The organism is Paenibacillus sp. MCAF9, from assembly GCF_052114265.1.
Classification (GTDB): Bacteria; Bacillota; Bacilli; order Paenibacillales; family Paenibacillaceae; genus Pristimantibacillus.
The window spans coordinates 87,031-103,163 of record NZ_JBFREL010000014.1; the positions used below are offsets into that span (position 1 = coordinate 87,031).

Sequence of the window (16,133 nt, forward strand, 5' to 3'; positions counted from 1 at the left end):
AACTCCATTGTTTCACACCCTATACATATGGGATAATTGATGTGGAACGATCATCAGGAATGGAGCTTGTGTATGAACAAATTCAGTATTAAGAAAAAAGCGGATTTAGCGCTTCTTTTCTCAGCGATCGGAATATTGGCGGCGTTTCCCTTTCATGAAACATTTATTGGAGGCCTGTTATTTTCCTTATTTAGCGCTGCAACGATCGGCGGACTGGCGGATTCCTTTGCGGTTAGCGCATTGTTTGGAAATCCTTTGCAAATAAAGTGGCCGGTCTGGATGGGAACCAACATCATTTCTCGGAATCGTGAGCGCTTGATTGGCGAGCTTGTCCAAATGGTTCAAAATGAATTGTTAACCATCCCGAATATTAGGGAGAGGCTTGACGAATACAATATTGCAGACGTTTTAGTCACATATTTGAAGCAGCACGGCGGCGAACAGGGTGTGAATGACATTTTGCAGCAGCTGGCGGATGATGTAATTACGACCATTGATTTGCAGGAACTGGCCAAAACCGTTCAAACCTTCCTTCTCGAGCATGCCGATTCGATTCCTGTAGCAGACATTGCTGCCGATGCTGGCGATTGGACCATTAAAAATGGTTACGATGATCGGATTATCGAGTTTATCATTCCGGAGCTTATCAAAATTGTGAAATCGGCACCATTTGGCGCTGTTGTAGGCCAAATCGTCGATTCAGCCATTCGTTCCTACGAAGGCGATAAGTTTAGAAGGAAGCTGATCGATTTCTCTGCAGGGCTGGAAGCGGCAAATATTAGCGGACGATTGCAGGAGTGGCTGGTATCTTTTCTACAGAAATTTCATGCTGAAGACCACCCGCAGCGCAAGGAAATCAAAGCTTTTATTGCGCAATTTGTTGCAAGGCTGCGTACGGATGAACAATTGCGTAGCCGAATAGAAGCGGGGAAAACAACGCTTCTGGCATCTGTTAAGGATGAGCTTAAGCTCGATGCGTTCATCCAGCGGGGACTGGAGTCCATTCGACTCGCTGCGGCTTCCAATGCGGAAGGCGAGCAGGTACGCTATCCTTGGATCAAGGATAAAGTGGAAGAAGGAATAGCTTATGTAGTGGGAAATACAGAGCTGCTTACTCGGCTGGATCAATACGTGAAGACGACGCTGCTGAAATGGGTGGAGCAGAAGCATTCTTTTATCGGCAAAATGGTAACTGACAAGCTGAACAGCTTCTCTGAAGAAGAGCTTATCGAGCTGGTTAAAGAGAAAGCGGGACGCGACTTGCAGTACATTCGGATTAACGGAATTGGTATCGGAGCGCTTATCGGCGTAGTCCTGCATCTAGCGACGTTTTGGATTGGAGGGCGAGCATAAATGGCTATGAGAAAAAAAGCAAACCGCAGCTTAATATTGCTTGCCGCCTTGTTCGTCATTGCGGCTTGCTGCTTATATGTCTTCCCAGACCAGTGGTGGGCACGGATGCTGCTCTACACGACTGAAGCGGGACTCGTTGGCGCATTAGCTGATTTATTTGCTGTCACGGTATTGTTCCGTCACCCATTTGGGTGGAAGTGGATTCCGCATACAGCGATCATTCCTAGAAATCGCGATAAGCTGATTGAAGGCGTCGCGAATATGGTCGAGCAGCAGCTGCTCAGCAAAGATTTGTTAAAGGAAAAGGTAAAGCAAATATCGCTTGTAGAGATCGGCATTTCGTGGATCGATCGCCGACCAAACGGTATGCTCGCTGAGCAAGGCTGGACGCTGGTGGCTGGTCTGCTTGCCAAGCTGGACATTAAAGGTCTATCCGTCTTATTGGATGAGAAAGCACGAAAAAGCTTAGGGAAGATCAGCTTGTCTCCTTACGCGGGCAAGGCGCTCAAATGGGTGATGGCTAAAGGCAATTTCCAAAGCTGGGTTAGCCAGATCGTTGAGTTTGCAGCGGCACGCGCAGCGGAAGAACAAACCAAGGTTGTCATTCGTGAGCTGCTTGGCAAGGAGAAGGAGAAGTTTGTAAATCAAGGCAGTATCTTCTCCAAGTGGCTCAAAAAAATGGCAGTGGAGATCGCTGAGTCAACGAATGCGCTGAATCTCGACGATGCTACAAATGTGCTGTTTGACGATTTGCAGCTGCTTATTAATGATTTGCGGAATCCTGAGCATGAGCTTCGTGTTTTACTGGAGGAAATGGTGCTGCAGCTTGCCGACAATTTGCAGCACCGCGAGGATGTTTCGGCTGCTGTAGATGAATGGAGAGATGAAGTGATTGAGAAGATCTCGTTGCTTCCTTCTATTGAAGCTTTGCTCGGCAACTTTAGACAGCTGCTGATCAGCGAACCGAAGCAGCAGCTAGCCTTGCCGCAGAAACATTCCGTCAATCCATCCGATATTAAGGAGCTGATTAATCAGTTCATTATGTCATACTGGGAGTGGTTCAAAGCAAACGAGGAAACGAAGGGCTGGCTGGAGCAATACGTGCAGAAATTCGTGCAGAAGATGATTGAAACCGAGCATGCAATAATCGGAATCATCGTACGCAAGACGCTTGATAGCTTCACAGAGCAAAAGCTGGTGCATTTCATCGAGAGCAAGGTCGAGACCGATCTGCAGCGTATTCGTTTGAACGGAGCTTATATAGGCTCAGCGCTCGGAGCGGCATTTTATATTCTGCTGTACGGAGTATACGAGCCGATTTTGAACTTGTTATAACACGAGAAGCAGCTGTTTCCAGCAGGTTTTTGAGACCTATTGGGACAGCTGCTTTTATTTTTGAGTGAGTTTGTCTTTTGATGATTGTATGAAGGTGCGCAGGTGCATCCGTTTATTTAATACTACACCATAAAGTTTGCAATTACCCCCGTGTAATCCGAAATACAGTCAGGTAGTATGTAGTTAGGTAATGGTTCCGTATTGAACATCTTTGAAAATGCATGAAGGGGAAGGTGAGAGGATGCTGCGTGCTTTAATAGTGGACGATGAATTCGAAATCCGCGAAGGTTTACGTAACCGCTTTCCATGGGAAACATTCGGAATTGACGAGGTACTGCTGGCTGATGATGGGGATACGGCATTAATGCTTGCACTAGATATGAGACCGGATCTTATCGTCACAGATATTAAAATGAACCGGATGTCGGGGCTGGAATTTCTTCGTTCGTTGACTGCCGTTGAAAATTATAAACCGGAAGCGATTGTTGTAAGCGGGTATGATGATTTTGAGCTGGTGAAGCAGGCGATTCAAATCGGCGTTATGGACTATATCCTGAAGCCGATCAATTTGGACGAGCTGACCCAAATCGTTAGAAAAACGATGGATCATATCCACCGAAAGAGAATGGACCATCATAATGAACAGCAGCTTATTAATCAAGTGAGGTTTGCGATTCCAAAAATGCGCGAGGAGCTGCTCAGAGAAATGATTGAGCAGGACTATGATCCTTACCGTGAAGCACGGAGAAGACATCGCTTGCAGACTTTGAATTTGGAGTGGATAGCGAATCAGCATATGACGCTTGTTGTTGTGGAAGCTGATGATTTGAAAGCAATCGAGAATCGCCATACGAAGGAAAAGGATTTAATATTGTTCGGAATCGGCAATGTGGTCAATCAAACGCTGGAGGAAGATTATCCTCACCCCTTTGCGCTTTGCATGGACAGCAGCAATCGATGGATTGTCATTTTCAGCTGCTCGCGGCCAGAGCATGCGGAGCTGAGCCGGGGCTTGGCGCAGCTTTGCTTACAGCGAATCAACGATTTCGTTAAGGTGAAAGCAAGCGCTGGCATGCGAACAACACCTTGTACATTTGAAAATCTTCATGAAATGTATGCGGAAGCGATAAACGTATTGGAGCAAAAGGCTGTATACGGAGGCAATCGATTATTTACGGAGCAGGGTTTATTTTATGAGGGTGACGGGAGTGACTTGTCGCTTAGCGAGCCTGAAGAGGTGCTCGATCTCGTGAAGTATGGCACGGATGAGGAAATTACAGCAGCGATGGATCGATTTGTGGAGATGGTACAAGCCTGGCGTCTCAATCAATTGCGTGACATTCAGCAAAAAATATTTGAATGGCTGTTCGAGGTGTTTCGCAGAGCAGCGGCGGCAGGTGTTCCAAGCAAAAATTTGGGCAGTAATCCGATCGCGGTGTGGGAGCTATTAGAGCAATACGATACATTGCAGTCGCTGCGTGTGCAAACAGAGCTGTTCCTACTTGCAATTGCAGCAGATTTCCGCAAGCTGTCCAATACGCCGAGCCAGATCGTTTATGAAGCGGAGAAAATATTGCACAGGGATTATGCTGAAAGCTTAACTCTTCAAAGCGTTGCAATGGCCGTTCATGTGACGCCGGTATGGCTGAGCAAGCTCTTTAAAAAGGAGAAACGGAAAACCTTTTTGGAATATTTGACAGAAATACGGATTGAGAAGGCGAAGGAAATGTTAGGCGACATCAAATACAAAGTGTATCAAATCTCATTTCAGGTGGGGTATAAGGACCCGGTGCATTTCTCGAAGCTGTTTAAAAAGCAGGTCGGCTGCACGCCGAAGGAATATAGACGACAAAGAGGCATCGCGGATGAAGAGCCAGCTGTGCCACACTAATGAGATGAAAAATTGCGCTCAGCAAGAAGCATGAAGAGGCAGACTCCTAGGTGAAAACGGCATAACCTTGGGAGACTGCCTCTTTGCATTTTATCTTTTAATTTTTTGATTTGGTTATTTTGAAGCAGCGGCTAAACCAATCGTTACGATTTTGAAGCCTTCGACCTGAACGCTGTTTTTGATCTTATTAGCGCTATCGTTCTCCATAATGTCACTTACATAGGACGCAGAAGCAGCGCTTGGATGAATAGCTAAGCTGGTCGTGGATTCTGCTAAATTGTACCATCTTGCCATGCTGTCGCCACGTTCTTCATTGATCTTCAGGCTGGAGAAAGCGAGCTGGTCACCATTCCATTTGAGGAAATCACAAGCAGGAGCGAGCTCGCCATCATGCAATCCAGCTGCGATTGCCGTAACGGGTATTGGGAAACGATAGGCTTCGCGATAAGCGGCAAAACGTTCTTCAGCGCTGCCGTAAGGAATGATCATCCATTCGGCTTCATTTGTACCTAAGCACTGCGCTTCAGGCGTATGAAATACACCCCAATCGCCAAGCTCTCCGACGGAGCGCAGAAGGGTTACAGCGATCGTATTTCTGCCATCTTGAAGCACTTCATATTCATTTAAGCCTTTGCCTGCAATCGTGAGGCCTCTATGCTCGCTGTGCACGTCAATGAACGTCTGCATATGCTGAGCATTGCTCGGATTTTGCCATTCCTTTGCAGGAACGTTTTGACGCTCAGCGACCTCGAAGATTGAATCTGCAAAATGTGTGGATGCAGCAATATCCGAAGGAAGCAGCACGCGCAGCCTGTGATCTTGCGATTGATTTTCTATGCGCGCATGGACTTGAACACCTTTGCCCTCACGTTCTAGGCTAACTAGTGTCACAATTTCTAGCGGTACAAGGGAAGTTGATCTGCCAGCCTTCCGCTGCCGGAATTCAACCATTGTGCGGATTTCTTCAGCCAGAAGATCGTCTGCCCGTGCAGGTATAGCAAGGTGATGAGTGATTTCAATGGCTGCTCGGTAAGGCGAATCTTCAACCACTCGAATTTCGGCGTTGCTGCCCTTAGTCGTGATCGGCAAGTCGCCGACTGGCTGCTTGAAAATATATTCATTGCCGATATCGCCTACATTCTCGTAATGGCCAAGATCCGAAAACAGCTGCTGGCTTTTCTTATCATAAACCGTAAAACTTCCGTCTTCCTCTATCGTCAATGTAAGACGAGCATTTTCCAGTGTTCGTTCACTCGTCACTAATGAATGGCGATTCTCGCCGGAAGTTTTAATCTCATTTTGACATGGTATCCAAGCAAAAGATTCATATCCCATCGAAGGCAATATGCCGGTCTCGAAGGTCAGACGCAGTGCGCGAGCCATATAGGGCTGCCGGAATTTATCATTTGGCAATTCATAGCCGAAGCGAACGCCCAAATCATGAGCAGTAAAGTCGATGCGTTCACCACTGCCGTTCACCAAGTACCCTTCGGCGTGCGTCCGATCTTGAACCTGCTTAGCAATGACAACAGGATCTTCGCTTTGATCGAAGAAACGGTGCGACCATTCAATCTCGAATTGGTGGACTGACGAGCCTTCATAGCCGCTTGAGTTAAAGACGATGAAGGGAGCAGCTGACTCACTGATATTGGCAAAATGACTTGTATTGACCTTAGCGCTAATAAATTTAACGCTCTCGGTCGTTAATGCTTTGCCAACCTCCATGCTTTTGGCAAAACGAGTTTTCATTTCTTGGTACACCTCATCGACACTGCAGCCGCAAATGCTGTCATGCGGATGATTTTGCATCAGTGTCTTCCAGGCATATTGGAATAGACCATGCGGATATGGCTTGCCGAGCTGATGAGCAATGGCAGAGATCGGCTCGGCCACTTTCTCCAGCAGCGTCTGATTTCGTTGATTAAGCTGTTTAATGTAAACACGAGCAGACGCTGTATTCACTAACGAATACCAGCCGTCCGTTTGCTGGCCGCGCAGCTCGCCGCGCGTTAGGCTCAGGTTCGGAGGCTGCTGCGTCTGAACCGCCTTTACATAATCGTCAAAGTTGGAGTGGATGAACTCGTACGCAGGGAACAGCTCTCTCGCCACGCGGAGCGCTTCGGAGAGATTGGTCTGAATGGGCTGATGATCGCAGCCGTTCATAAGCAGCAGCTGCGAGGTTGAAGCATATTGTTCCGCTCGCGCAAGGCGATGCTCCCAGTAAGGCTTTGCTTTGAGGGGATCAACTGGAATCTCCATGCCGTTGTTATACCAATTGGCAAAAAGGATGCCTAATACGCTTGAACCGTCGGGTGCCTGCCAGATGAGCTCGGAATAAGGGGACTCAAGGCCTGAGGAATCTTCCACCCGATTGTTGAAGCCAGTTGCTTTTACACCTCTTCCGAACACGGCGGTATCGATGCCTGCTTGTCTTAAAAGCTGAGCAGCTTGACCCATATTGCCAAACGAATCTGGGAAATAACCAAGCTTCGAAATCGGTCCATATTTTTTGGCATCCCGATGTCCGATTTGCAAGTTTCTTACGTTTGCTTCGCTGCTGGTTAGAAACTCATCCTGCAAAATATACCAAGGACCCAAAGAGAGCTTGCCTTCATCACACAGCTTTTGTATTTGGCTCTGCTTCTCTGGGTACACCTGCAAATAATCATCTAAAATTATCGTTTGACCATCGAGGTAAAAGCTGCGAAAATCAGGATCGGCCTCGAACGTTTCCAGCAGCGTGTCCATTGTCTCAATCAGCTTGACATGATGGGCTTCGTAAGGCATATACCATTCTCGATCCCAATGGGTATGCGAAATGACATGTACCACTCGTTTCGATGCAGTCATCGTTGTTCCTCTTTTCGTTGGTAGGTTAGGTATTACGCCATTAGTCTAAAGAATATGCAAGCTGCTCACAATGAGGGATATGCAAACTTTAAGGGGTATTATTATCGCTTTGCCAGGAATGTGGAATTATGCATATCGAAATGCTGTAACAAGCTTAAATTACTTATTGCAAAAGTAGCTCAATGAAGTATATTATCGAGGACAAGTCTACTCCAGTGATGGGGTTAGCATAGTGGAAGGCAGGTGTACACTTGTGAATAAAGTGTCCTTTCGGCTCGCTTCATCCTTTCGCAATCGGATGATTCTCATATTTTTTATGATCATTATCGTTCCATTTCTGCTTTTTGCGTATTATGCGCATATTAAATCGATCGAGGGCATCTCCAATACGAATACGAAAATGTCCATGAGCTATCTTCTGCAAGCAAGAAAAAACTTCGAAATTTATTTGGGCAACTTAAATGATCAAGTCAACGATGTCATCGGAAATAAGGAGCTTCAGGATTTATTGGAAACGGAACCATTAAACCTGGCAGAAGAGGAAGCGTTTACAGTCAATCTATTGACAGTGCTGTATCATGCTACGTCTACGATTGATGCTTTTAGAGTCAAGGTGTACCCAATCAAGCCAACAGATTATCCATCCTATATGAGGACAATTGATGAATCGGTGCGTATCGGAGACCAGTATTGGTTTCAGCGCTCCAAAGCGACGGTTAGTCCGACGTGGTATTTGACCATGCCCATGCATGGGAAATATGCAAAACCGCTGCTCTCCTATGTGAAGCGATTCTCGGGCTTGTACGATCAGAAATTAAGAGGCATCATTGCGACTGACTTATCTGAGGATTATTTAAGAAGATATTTCTCGCCGTCCGATCAGCTAAAGGATCAGAAGCTGCTGCTCATTAATGAGAAAGGCATCGTGCATTATGATTCTGCAGTTAATGAATGGACAGGCAAGGAATTTCCGTCAACTGCCTTAATCTCTTATATGAAGTCGGGTGATGAAGGCTCTACGTCTATTACGATTGAAGGGGAAACCTATCTCGCAACCTATTTGAAGATGGCTAACCATCCATGGACCATCGTGAGCTTGACCCCTCTTCATGAGCTGACGGGTACGATTGATGAAATTAACCGCATGCTCGTAATCTTTTTGATCGGTTATCTTATTTGCTGCATTAGTGTCGTCTTTTATATCACAGCTTACTATACACAGCCTATTGCGCATTTGGTTCGTTTAATGAGGAGGCTGGAGGCGGAAAATCTTCATTACTTGCTGCCTTCGTCGTCCCGCAAGGATGAGGTTGGCTGGCTGTATAGAGGAGTAAGCAATCTTGTTCAGCGCATAGATGGATTGATTAAGGAGGCAGCACGCTCCGAAAGGAACAAAAAAGCGCTGGAGTTTCAAGTGCTGAGTCACCAGATTAATCCTCATTTTCTATACAACACCTTGGAATCAATTAGGTGGAAGGCGGAAAATCATGGACGCAGCGACATCAGCGAGATGGTATCGGCACTTGGCAATTTGCTGCGGCTCAGTTTAAACCAAGGGAAAGAGATTACGACGCTGCGCCGCGAGATTGAGCAGGTGAAGGCTTATGTATCGATTGAACAAGCAAGAATGGGCAAGGTCGTTCGTATTTTGTATTCCTGTGAGACAGAGACGCTGGATATGCCGTTTCTAAGGCTATTGCTGCAGCCGCTTGTAGAAAATGCGATTCAGCATAGCGTGCGCGACGATTTTGATAAAGGGAAAATTATGATCGCAGCCAGAAAAATCGGAGAGGATATCGTAATCGATATTGTGGATAACGGTAAAGGCATTCCAGCGTCCGTGCTGGAACAGCTGGAGACGGAAGAAGAGCCTAGCGAAAAGTTCTCGCATACGCGCAGAGGCGTAGGGCTTCGCAATGTGAATGATCGTTTAAAGCTTTATTTTGGAGATCGTTACAAGCTTGAAATCAAGACGGGGCCCGAAATGGGAACAACGATAACGTTAAGGCATCCCATTTTGAAGGAAGACCAGAATATCGATTCAATTGGCAATGAGTGAAGCGTGAGTATCAAAGGAGGCATAATCTTGATAAACAAACGTAAACAAACATTTGTTATAAGTATACTCCTGATGTTTATGCTAGTTCTAACCTCTTGCACGTTTAAAGGCTGGGATGGCGAGAATGCGGCAGAGGGATCAAATAGTGGTCAAGAAGGGCAATATTCAGGAAAAACACCAGTTACGCTTAAGCTTCTGACCTGGGGAGGAGAGACGTATAAGGAGCTGTACGATAAATTCAATGCCAAATATCCATGGATTACGATTGAGCCCGTTCAAATCGTGGGCGGCGATGACGAAATCATGAATCAAATTATTGCATTGGAGGCGGCAGGCACACCAGCTGATCTGACTTGGGTTGTTGGTGATTTGCTTCGTTATGAACAAAGCGGCCTGCTCGAAAATTTAAAGCCGTACATGGATGAAGATGCTTCCTTCCAAGGCAAGGTGCTGCCCGATGGATACTTTGATACGATGGCCTTTAACGGCCGCAGGCTTGCTGTGCCGTTCGTCGATGTTCCAATGTGGATTATTGTCAATAAAGATTTATTGGCCAAGCATGGCATAGATATGCCTTCAAATGATTGGAGCTTTGATGATTTGCGTGATATTGCAAAACGTGTCACGGACCCTGCAGCTGGGGAATACGGCCTCACTACGAACAGTGATTTTGTGATGCGCTTGCTGCCGATGAAAGCGGCAGCGGATGGACATGCGCCTAATTTGGCTTACTTAAATGATCGATTGACCCAAAGCTTGCTAAGCACGCCGGATGTGATGGCGGATGTGCGCTGGCTGACTGAATTTGTCACCAAGGATGGGTCTATGCTCTCTTGGGCAGAATCCAAAGCACAAGGCGATGTGGTTAAGCAATTCATAAATGGAAAAACAGCGTTTGACATTGCCGGAGATTGGCTGCTTCCGACACTGCATAAGGAGGCTGATTTTAACTGGGATATACTTCCCTTTCCGAGAGGGCAGGTCAACCAATACTCCTTCCATATTTATGGTCCGCTTGCGATGCTGAGCGGCTCGAAGCATAAAGAAGAGGCATATAAATGGATTAGTTTTCAATTCGAGATGGAAGCGCAGAAATGGAAAATCGAGAAGGGAGCGAATGCTTCCGTTATTGATCCGGAGCTGACAGCTTATATTGATGAGGTTCCCTTGTGGCAAGGGAAAAATATTGAAGCCGTGAAGATGACCAAGGATAACAGCCTCGTATTGCCTGGCGCCACGATACCCGGTTTTTCGGAGTACAACTGGATCAATGTTATCAATGATATCGTATTTCAAGGTGCCGACATTAACCGTATTATTCCAGAGACAGAGACATGGAACAAAAAAACGCTGGAGCTGCGGGAGCATTGGAAGCGGAATCGTGATAAGTGAGAGCAGGCAGCGGAGGGGATGTTTGATGAGGACGAGATGGAAGGTTATGTTTGTTGTTTTCTCGGGCGTCATAATGATCATGGGTGGCTGTAGTAAATCCATTACGGATACGGCTACAGAAAAGAGAATAGAGATCATTCAAAACCCGGATTCCTCATTGACGAAAGTAAAAGTAGAAACGGATGGCATGCTGTCAGAGCTCGGTTATACGCATCCCCATCCATTTGCTTTAAACAATGAAGTGTTGGTTGATTTGAATTATTATAAGGAAAATCAAATATCTCGCGGCGATATTGCCTTATTCCAAGTTAAAAAAGATAAACAAGCGACGGATATAGCAAGAGTTGTTGGGCTTCCTGGTGAGTCGGTTCAGGTTAAAAAAGGGCTAGTTTATATTAATGGAAATAAACTGGATACCTTTTACGGGAGCGATCCTTCTTCCGATAAAAATGATTCTATGAATAAGCCCTTGCAGCTAAAGGAGAATGAGTATTTTATATTGGCGGATGTACGTTGGCGAGGATTCCATGACAGCCAATCAGCGGGTGCTTTTGCCGAAGAGGAAATCGTAGGTAAAGTAGTCGGCTATGAGAACAGACGTTAAGCAGCAAAGGAGGCTAGGAAAGTTACCAAGAGTAATGGGAGCTATGACTTCTTGATGAACAAAGCTACATATGGATACAAAGCTTAATTGGTAAAAACGAAGGAAGAAGTCTGTTACTTAGTTATGTGCATGTAGAGATCACCGGTTGTTTAGGTGGTCTTTTTTTTTGTTTGAACCCGATAAGCACAAATATATGCTTAAAGAGTATTTGAGGCGTCTCGGCGAGGTAGAAATGGAGCTATAAGCACGTATGTGTTCTTACAGCACGAGAATAGCCTTAGTTTGTTGTCTGTAAGCGCAAATATGCGCTTAATGAGTAGATGAGGCGTCTGATCGAGGTTGATATGGAGCTGTAAGCACGCATGTGTTCTTATAGCTTGAGAAAAGGGTTAGTTTGTTGTTTGTAAGCGCAAATATGCGCTTATTGAGTAGATGAGGCATCTCGGCGAGGTGGAAATGGAGCTGTAAGCACGTACGTGTTCTTATAGCGCGAGACAAGCCTTAGTTTGTTGTCTGTAAGCGCATATATGCGCTTATTGAGTAGAAAAGCCGTCTGATCGAGGTGGAAGTGGAGCTGTAAGCACACATGTGCTCTTACAGCGAGAGAATAGCCTTAGTTTGTTGTCTGTAAGCGCATATGTGCGCTTATTGAGTAGAAAAGCCGTCTGGTTGAGGTGGAAATGGAGTTGTAAGCACACATGTGTTCTTACAGCTCGAGACAAGCCTTGGTTTGTTGTCTGTAAGCGCATATGTGCGCTTATTGAGTAGAAAAGTCGTCTGGTTGAGGTGGAAATGGAGTTGTAAGCACACATGTGTTCTTACAGCGTGAGACAAGCCTTAGTTTGTTGTCTGTAAGCGCAAATATGCGCTTATTGAGTAGATGTGGCGTCTGATCGAGGTGGAAATGGAGCTGTAAGCATGTATGTGTTCTTACAGCGCAGGACAAGCCTTGGTTTGTTGTCGGTAAGCGTAAATATGCGCTTATTGAGGTAGATGAGGCGTCTGATCGAGGTGGAAAAGGAGCTTTATGCATAGGAGGATAATCTTAAACCACAAAGTATAAGATTGGCTCATAGTAAGCCCAGGCGGGCTCCCTTAGAATAAAAGTATCACATCAATGGAAGGGAAATCGATTATGAAATCTAATGGAGTCATTCGGGAATTACTTAGAAATCGAACGCTGCTGCTCATGTTCCTGCCCGTCGCGACGCTCCTTTTTCTCTTTAACTACTTGCCCCTTGCAGGTCTAGTCATCGCCTTTAAAGACTTTGACTTTGCTAAAGGAATTTTCGGAAGCGATTGGATGCACCCGCTGCTGAATAACTTTGATTATTTGTTCTCTTCTCCGACCGCTTTTCGGGCGATGAGAAACACGATACTGTTAAACGCATTGTTTATTACAGTCGGGCTCATTTTTGAAGTAGGGTTTGCCTTGCTGCTCAATGAGATTAGAAACAAATATTTTAAGAGAGTTACGCAGTCGTTAACCTTTCTTCCTTTCTTTATTTCGTGGATCGTAGTCGGAGTGTTCGCTTACAATTTAATGAACTTTGAGAGTGGAGCGATTAATCGTGTGCTGGAAACGATAGGCATGCAGCCAATTGATTTCTACAGCGAAGCCGGCTTATGGCCGCTCATTCTAACGATAGCGGTTCGCTGGAAGGTTACTGGATACGGCACAATCATTTATTTGGCGGCATTAACGTCCATCGACAATTCGTATTATGAAGCGGCGTCTATCGACGGTGCGACAAGATGGCAGCAAATCCGTTTTATCAGCATTCCGATGCTGCGGCCAACGATCATTATCTTAACCTTGCTGGCTGTTGGCAGAATCATGAACGCTGATTTTGGAATGTTTTACGCAATGGTCGGCGATGCTTCTCTCTTATTTCCTACAACTGACGTTATTGATACGTTTGTTTATCGCAGCTTGCGCAAATCAGGGGATATCGGCATGGCATCTGCGGCGGGCTTCCTCCAGTCGTTCATTGCTTTCGTGCTCATTATCGGCAGCAATTACGCGGCACGCAAAATAGACAAAGACTCGGCTATTTTCTAAAAACGTCCATTCACATCAAGGGAGGATCATCTGCATGCATCTGAAGAAATTTTCAATTTCACAATTTATTATCATTATAGCGATCTCCTTGTTCAGTCTGTCCTGCTTGTTTCCATTCATTATGGTCATTTCAGGCTCGTTAAGCACGGAGAAGGACATTATGGATTATGGATACACGCTATGGCCAAAGAGCATTACTTTCGATTCTTATCGCATTTTATTTCTAGGCTCTAATCGCATTATTGATGCGTATGGCGTAAGTCTTCTCGTTACGGTGGCAGGAACAATTCTATCCTTGCTCGTAACGAGCATGGGCGCATACGTAATGGCGAGACGGTCATTCAAGTATAGAAACATTTTGTCTATCTACGTCATTATTACAATGCTGTTTAATGGCGGATTAGTACCTTGGTACATCATTTGCGTGAGATATTTGGATCTAAAAGATACACTTTGGGCGCTTATTTTACCGATGCTCGCTAATGCATTCAATATGTTCCTCATTCGCAACTTTATGTTATCCATACCCGAGGATATGAATGAATCAGCCAAAATGGACGGTGCGGGCGACTTTAAAATCTTTTATCGCCTCATTGCACCGCTTTCCTTGCCTGTACTTGCAACCGTCGGTTTATTCGTAGCATTGAGCTACTGGAACGATTGGTTTCTAGGTCTCATGTTTGTCGATAAGCAGGAGCTCCAACCGCTGCAGCTGCTGCTGCGAACGCTTATCTCCAATGTCGAATTTCTGAAAAGCTCGAGCAATGCATCCGCTATGCAGCGAATATCAGCACAAATTCCTTCGGAATCGATCAAGATGGCGCTTACGGTCGTTACGATTGGCCCTATCATTTTCTTGTATCCGTTCGTTCAACGTTTTTTTGTCAAAGGCTTGATGGTGGGCGCAGTAAAAGGATGACTATCTCGGCTTCCGCCGTGTAGTATATAAAACATAAGCTAAGGGGAGAGGTTCAGATGCAGAAAAGCATTACAAAAATGCCGCTATTTATTGCTGTCATTATGCTGCTAAGCGTTATTCTAGCAGCATGCAGCTCAAACAACAGCAATACGCCGAGCAATGGGAAGGCGACTAATGCGCCGACTGGCGGGAACGAAGTGAAGCAGGAGGATGAAGTCACGCTGAAGTTTTATTTTGGCGGTGATAAAAAAGCAGCTACGGATGAGGTTTGGTCCAAGGTCAGCGAATATGTGAAAGCGAAAGGTCTAAACGTGAAGTTTGATATCAACTTCATTCCGTTTGGCGACTTTAAAGAAAAGATGCTCGTTATGGCCGCTTCCGGCGATAACTGGGATATGAACTTTGACGGCGACTGGCTTTCGTACAAGCAGATGGCTGCAAAAGGTTCATATATGGCATTAAACGATCTGCTGCCGGAATTTGCTCCTAATTTGCACAAGAAATATGAGGAGCAGGGCACGCTTGCCGCTGCAACGGTAAACGGCAATATCGTAGGTCTTCCATGGACGATGAAAATGAATGAGCGTAAATTTACTGGCTGGCGCTCCGATCTTGTCGAGAAAGCAGGACTTGATATTCCAGCAGGCTCAATCAAAACGATTGAGGATGTCGACAGATTGCTGCGTGAATTGAAAAAAGCGTACCCGAACGAAAGAATCTCCCGGACGCCGCCGGTATCCCTCATTATGATTCGTGATGAGTGGGTAGATCTTAACTTCCACGGCCTTGGCTTCTATTTAAGCGATGACAAAATTACCATTAAAGCGGTTGAGCAGCAACCATTCTACCTTGAGGCTGCAAAGCTGGCTAAAGTTTGGTATGACGATAATTTGATTAACCGTGATGCGATGATCGATAAGTCAGATGAAGCAGCAGAGTGGAGAAATGGCAAGAAGCTGTTCACTGTAACATCGCATGAATGGGTAAGCGCTAATCCTGGTTTCTCTGATCCGTCATTCAAGATGGAATCGGCAGAGCTTTATCCTGACAAAAGATTCGTTAACCGTACGGCTCTTGCCAATGTTGTGGCCATTAACCGCAACTCCAAAAATCCAGAACGAGTGCTTCGTTTCTTGGATATGATGGAAACGGACAAAACGTTGTATGATCTTGTGCAATACGGCATTGAAGGCAAAACCTATGTACTGAACGGGGAAACGGCTGAATATCCGGAAGGCATGGAAACAACGACGAGCAACTATATGGAGTGGGGCGGACAATGGGCATTCTGGAAGCCGCAATTCATGCGTCCGACGATGACATATGGAACGGATTTCTGGCTGAAGGAAGCTGAATTTGCAAGCAAGCCTAATAACGTCAACTCGCCTATCGACGGCCTGTTTATCGCAGAAGACAATATGAAAAACGAGATTGCAAAGCGCGATACAGCAAACGATGAGCTGAACAGACCGATAGAGTTTGGCGTGGTGAAGGATGTCGAGAAGGCAGTTGCTGCTTATATCGAAACGCAAAAGAAAAATGGACTTGATGTCATTATCGCTGAAACTCAAAGACAAATTGATGAGTTTCTTGCGAAGAAAAAATAAAGTGTGACGAATGAGAAGCCGACCTTATGTAGAGGAAGGCTTCTCCTTTGACAACGTTTGA

The 16,133-nt window shown here is 45.6% G+C and carries 10 protein-coding genes; 9 read left to right on the plus strand and 1 reads right to left on the minus strand.

The annotated features are described in order from the left end of the window. The first annotated feature begins 72 nt into the window (after positions 1-72). From AB4Z45_RS20485 to AB4Z45_RS20495, 3 genes are all read left to right on the plus strand, one after another. Positions 73-1,353 carry a DUF445 domain-containing protein gene (locus AB4Z45_RS20485; protein ID WP_441911228.1) on the plus strand — a complete coding sequence of 427 codons (1,281 nt, stop codon included), beginning with the start codon at positions 73-75 and terminating at the stop codon, positions 1,351-1,353. After that, the gene (locus tag AB4Z45_RS20490) at positions 1,354-2,688 is read left to right on the plus strand and encodes a DUF445 domain-containing protein (RefSeq protein WP_441911229.1); all 1,335 of its coding nucleotides are present in this window, start codon (positions 1,354-1,356) and stop codon (positions 2,686-2,688) included. Positions 2,689-2,929: 241 nt separating this feature from the next. Then, positions 2,930-4,579: a response regulator transcription factor gene (locus AB4Z45_RS20495; RefSeq protein ID WP_441911231.1), complete on the plus strand. Its 1,650-nt coding sequence runs from the start codon at positions 2,930-2,932 to the stop codon at positions 4,577-4,579. A gap of 114 nt (positions 4,580-4,693) precedes the next feature. Here the strand turns inward: AB4Z45_RS20495 and AB4Z45_RS20500 are convergent, their stop codons facing one another. Beyond that, complete coding sequence (locus AB4Z45_RS20500) at positions 4,694-7,429, minus strand: alpha-mannosidase (protein WP_441911233.1); 2,736 nt, start codon at positions 7,427-7,429, stop codon at positions 4,694-4,696. Between the two features lie 253 nt (positions 7,430-7,682). On the opposite strand from AB4Z45_RS20500, the gene AB4Z45_RS20505 reads away from it, so the two are divergent. The 6 genes from AB4Z45_RS20505 (at position 7,683) to AB4Z45_RS20530 (ending at position 16,072) form a co-directional block, all read left to right on the plus strand. Then, positions 7,683-9,488 (plus strand): cache domain-containing sensor histidine kinase, encoded by a 1,806-nt coding sequence (locus AB4Z45_RS20505; RefSeq protein ID WP_441911235.1) that lies wholly within the window; start codon positions 7,683-7,685, stop codon positions 9,486-9,488. Between the two features lie 27 nt (positions 9,489-9,515). Beyond that, positions 9,516-10,880, plus strand: a complete 1,365-nt coding sequence (locus AB4Z45_RS20510) for an ABC transporter substrate-binding protein (protein ID WP_441911236.1) — start codon at positions 9,516-9,518, stop codon at positions 10,878-10,880. Positions 10,881-10,905: 25 nt separating this feature from the next. Further along, positions 10,906-11,484 carry a signal peptidase I gene (gene lepB, locus AB4Z45_RS20515; RefSeq protein WP_441911237.1) on the plus strand — a complete coding sequence of 193 codons (579 nt, stop codon included), beginning with the start codon at positions 10,906-10,908 and terminating at the stop codon, positions 11,482-11,484. 1,135 nt (positions 11,485-12,619) lie between these two features. Further along, positions 12,620-13,546 carry an ABC transporter permease gene (locus tag AB4Z45_RS20520; protein ID WP_441911238.1) on the plus strand — a complete coding sequence of 309 codons (927 nt, stop codon included), beginning with the start codon at positions 12,620-12,622 and terminating at the stop codon, positions 13,544-13,546. Positions 13,547-13,580: 34 nt separating this feature from the next. Further along, positions 13,581-14,465 (plus strand): carbohydrate ABC transporter permease, encoded by an 885-nt coding sequence (locus AB4Z45_RS20525; RefSeq protein WP_441911240.1) that lies wholly within the window; start codon positions 13,581-13,583, stop codon positions 14,463-14,465. A 56-nt stretch (positions 14,466-14,521) separates the two neighbouring features. Then, entirely contained in the window at positions 14,522-16,072 is a 1,551-nt protein-coding gene (locus AB4Z45_RS20530) for an extracellular solute-binding protein (RefSeq protein WP_441911241.1), read from the plus strand. Positions 16,073-16,133: the final 61 nt, after the last annotated feature.

Coding starts and splice junctions, on each gene's coding strand:
- AB4Z45_RS20485 (WP_441911228.1), top strand. CDS start 73: ATGAACAAATTCAGTATTAAGAAAAAAGCGGATTTAGCGCTTCTTTTC.
- AB4Z45_RS20525 (WP_441911240.1), top strand. CDS start 13,581: ATGCATCTGAAGAAATTTTCAATTTCACAATTTATTATCATTATAGCG.
- AB4Z45_RS20500 (WP_441911233.1), bottom strand. CDS start 7,429: ATGACTGCATCGAAACGAGTGGTACATGTCATTTCGCATACCCATTGG.
- lepB (WP_441911237.1), top strand. CDS start 10,906: ATGAGGACGAGATGGAAGGTTATGTTTGTTGTTTTCTCGGGCGTCATA.
- AB4Z45_RS20495 (WP_441911231.1), top strand. CDS start 2,930: ATGCTGCGTGCTTTAATAGTGGACGATGAATTCGAAATCCGCGAAGGT.
- AB4Z45_RS20520 (WP_441911238.1), top strand. CDS start 12,620: ATGAAATCTAATGGAGTCATTCGGGAATTACTTAGAAATCGAACGCTG.
- AB4Z45_RS20530 (WP_441911241.1), top strand. CDS start 14,522: ATGCAGAAAAGCATTACAAAAATGCCGCTATTTATTGCTGTCATTATG.
- AB4Z45_RS20490 (WP_441911229.1), top strand. CDS start 1,354: ATGGCTATGAGAAAAAAAGCAAACCGCAGCTTAATATTGCTTGCCGCC.